Source organism: Halanaerobium sp. (genome assembly GCF_003070835.1).
This window is the reverse complement of sequence record NZ_QBLR01000319.1, coordinates 1-3784: the sequence shown is the minus strand read 5'-3', so window position 1 is coordinate 3784 and position 3784 is coordinate 1. Positions and strand designations below refer to the sequence as shown.

Annotated in this window: 4 protein-coding genes; all 4 read right to left on the bottom strand. The window is 29.4% G+C overall.

The window, feature by feature from the left end:
- Positions 1-73: 73 nt before the first annotated feature.
- Positions 74-1135, bottom strand: a complete 1062-nt coding sequence (locus CI949_RS18240) for a hypothetical protein (RefSeq protein ID WP_290769024.1) — start codon at positions 1133-1135, stop codon at positions 74-76.
- Between the two features lie 91 nt (positions 1136-1226).
- Positions 1227-2597 carry an S-layer homology domain-containing protein gene (locus CI949_RS18235; protein WP_290769022.1) on the bottom strand — a complete coding sequence of 457 codons (1371 nt, stop codon included), beginning with the start codon at positions 2595-2597 and terminating at the stop codon, positions 1227-1229.
- Between the two features lie 84 nt (positions 2598-2681).
- Complete coding sequence (locus tag CI949_RS18230) at positions 2682-2984, bottom strand: hypothetical protein (protein ID WP_290769019.1); 303 nt, start codon at positions 2982-2984, stop codon at positions 2682-2684.
- 132 nt (positions 2985-3116) lie between these two features.
- The gene (locus tag CI949_RS18225; RefSeq protein WP_290769016.1) at positions 3117-3566 is read right to left on the bottom strand and encodes a hypothetical protein; all 450 of its coding nucleotides are present in this window, start codon (positions 3564-3566) and stop codon (positions 3117-3119) included.
- Between the last annotated feature and the right edge of the window lie 218 nt (positions 3567-3784).

Here is a 3784-nt window from a genome sequence, read left to right as displayed (position 1 = left end):
TTTAGCTGCTCGAGAAAAACTAATTCAACTATTTGAAGAAAGATATTAATTTATTTACACAAAATACTTGACGTTACCTGTTTTCCATATGTGAGGTATTAACCCATTCACTAAGGTTATAATCTCCTATTTGATAATAGTTTTTCAAATCTTCTTCATAATGTTCTCCATCTTGAAAATAAAAACTTAGATCAGTTAACACAAGTTCATATTCAATTTCTGGCAGAGTATTAACTCCTTCCTGAACAACTAATTCTATCATTTCAACAGGATTATAAGGATTGGGAATTTCATAAGTTCCTGGATATAGACTAAGAGAATAGTTTCCATCTGTGTCTGTTATAGTTTCTGTTATTTTTTCACCATTTTGATAGACTTCTATAGTATAATCACTTTCTGGCTGAACTTCATCAATTCCTTCAGGGAGAAATGGATTTAAAACCATTAACCTACCTGTCATATCTACCTTTTCAGGCTCATTTTCAGGTTCATTAAACTTAGCTGTATAATTTAACTGTTCTCCACTCTTAATTTCAATGCTATCTTCAATTGTTTGAGTTTTCCCGTCAATAACAGCTTCAATAAAAAGATCATATTTTCCAACATCCAGTTTTAAATTAATTTCATTCTCTTCGGTTATTTCTTTTTTATAAGGATTTTCTTCAACATAGTTTTCATTTGAAATTGTTGTTGTGAGTGAAGGGTTTTCCAATAATACTTTTTCTCCATCTATCCATGTATATATATTCAGATTTAATTCTCCAAAAGTTTTGTAGGTAAAATTTCTTTCAAAATTAAAGGTACCTTCTGGAATTTCAAGATTAATTTTTTGAGTAATTTGCTCTCCATTATAATTATAGGTTGCTGCCATTTCATAATTTCCAGATGGAACAGCAATAGAATAATTACCCTTAACATCGGTTTCTGTTATATTATCATTAATTACAATGGAAGCCCCTTCAATTGATTCTTTTTCTCCATTTCGATTGAGTACGGATACATTACCAGTAATGTTGGCTATTTTTTTCGGACCACCACCAACATCTTCTTCAAGACTGTTATCACAACCCGTCAGGGTTATTAATAACACAATTGATATTAATATAAAAAACAAACTTTTAAATTTTTTAAACATTTTTGTATTCCTCCTTTTTATTTTTTTCCTTCTTATTTTTTTCTTTCTATATAAGAATGGGGAGGAATAAACCTCCCCAAATAATCAACTATTAAAACTTAATATTAACTCCAAGACCAACAGTAAGTGTTTTTTGTTCAATTTCTCCTTCTGGGTGCTGGAACTGACTATAATATTCTTCAACACTTGTATATTCACTTTCGTTATATACTTCAAATTCTACATCATTGTATTTCTTATAATTAGCATCAAGTCCAAAAACAAGGTTTATATTTTCTTTGATTTCTTTTTTTGCTTCCAAGTTATAACCAATACCATATCCATTATCTCTGGCTTTGATTTTTTCCCCAAAATAATAGTTATTATATTGAGACTTAATTGTAGAATAGGGAGTTAATCGAATTTGATGATTGGTATTAATACCTTTTACATCCTTATTTGCTTCAAGAAGGATATACGGATTATTGATTTCATACAGCATTTCCGTTGTAGTCCCTTTTCCTTCTCCACCAGACATATATTTATTATTAATATTCTGTTCGGTTTTTTCACCAGTGGATTTGAAGTTTTGTTCCTGATGATTAAAGCCAAATCCTAATTTAAAAGGTGTTTTAAATAGTTTTTTCTCTGTCAATACGGAAGCATTATAATTTTTAAAATTGACTTTCTTTCCCTGAAGACCTTTATTTTTTGAAGTCTCATCCAGACCTTCAATAGTGGTTTCAGATTCAAGTTCAATGTTTTCTTCTCCATCATTAAGATTGGTTATATAATTAGCTTCAATATATTCTACTTTTTCATTAAGTTTTTGATTTACAAAGCTATTTTTTTTGAATCCAAGTTCCAATACTGTCATATCAAGTGGGGCTGTTCTTTCGACATCTGTATTAATATTATAAGTTTCTCCACCATAGTCGAATTGATTTTTTTGACTCCAAGAGTGGATATTTTTTCCATACATTTTCTTTATATCGGCTGAAACAACAATGCCAGTATCAGGTTTTTCAAATTTTGAAATACGGTTATCAAGATTTTCTAATCTTTGATTAATTTCATCAACATTATTACCCAACAGTTCTAACTCATTTCGAAATTCTTTTGCCAACAAACTTAATGTCAGATCAAGATTGAAAAGTTCAGAATCATTCTTCCATATTTTCCTTTCCACCCGATCAAATTTGTCATTAAGATTTCTTAAAGCTCTATCTGTTATTGCAGCAATTTCATAGCGACTTATAGGTTCATTACCCTGAAATGTTCCATCTGGATAACCTTCAACAATACCAAGCTCAACAAGTCTTTTCACATTCTGATAAGCCCAATGGTCGGATGAAATTTTAAGTTTGGATTCTGATACTTTTGCAATATTTTTTGCATATGAGCTAACAGAAAAAGAAACAGAAAAAGACAGTACCAAGATCAACATTAACACTAACAATTTTACTTTTTTACTTTTATACATTTAACCATTCCTCCTTTGGAATTTTCGTTCTAATTAATTTTCGTTCTTACGGATCAACAATTTAAGAAAATTCGGTATTATTAATTATTTAATCTCGACATAAGGTTTGATTTCTTCAGGATATTCTAACAATTTCTCGATTTTTTCTGTATTATAATGATTTTGAAAAATTTCTGGATCCACTCTGTCAAATTCATTTTCAACCATTCTTGTCATTTGGTTTCTAACCTGAACTATATCTTTTACAAGTGAAAAATCATTTTCTTTTTTAATGTTTTTCCTATACAAAAATCTTCTTTGTAAACCTTCAAGTGTTTCCCTTTCCTTCGACAACTCAGCAATTAACATAATATTTGGTACCTGAAAATTATTTGTTCTTTTTAACATTTTTATGTTCCTCCTTTGGAATTTTTTGAAGTAAATTTATAAAACAAAAACAAAACACACTACCCCTACAAATGAAAAAGTGGTTTGTAAGAATAGTGTGGTTGGTGAAACAATATTTAATTTTTGGGTTAATTATCTTTCCAGATAATAAACAGTATCATAAGTTTTACCTTGATTTTCTTCCCATGTTAATTCAAACTCTTCTAATATCTCTATTGCTTTTTCTTTGGTTGCATAAGCTTCATGGCAGATATAATAAGGATAATCTTCCCATTGGGCATTCCTATAATCATAATCTGTATCATAATCTTCACGATTAGGATAATCCTCTTTCCTTTTGAAAATCCCCCATACATATTTTTCAAAAGCGTCTTCTTTGATTAAGAAATAGTCTCCCCATTCAAAACATAAATATTTTTCTCCATCAATACAAGTGTCTCCCTCTTCCCATCGACACCAACCACCCATTCTGGTAATATCAAATTCATAAATCACAAACCCACAAATCCAATTATCAAAAAGTAATTCCCAATCAAAATCTACACCTTCTAATAACTCTTCCATACTATCAAATTTTTGCATTTTTACACTCCTCCTTATTTTTTAAATAAACCTTAATAATTTTTTCTTTCCATATTTGTTATTTATTGGAAATAGAAAGTTAAAAAAATATTCTTTTTTATTTTCTATACTAATTATAACATTAATTGTATTTTTTGTCAAGTTTTTAAAGGAAAAAAAATAGTCTTCAATCAGGTGATCTGCCCGGAATGCCTCTCCACATTGTTCACACTCACACA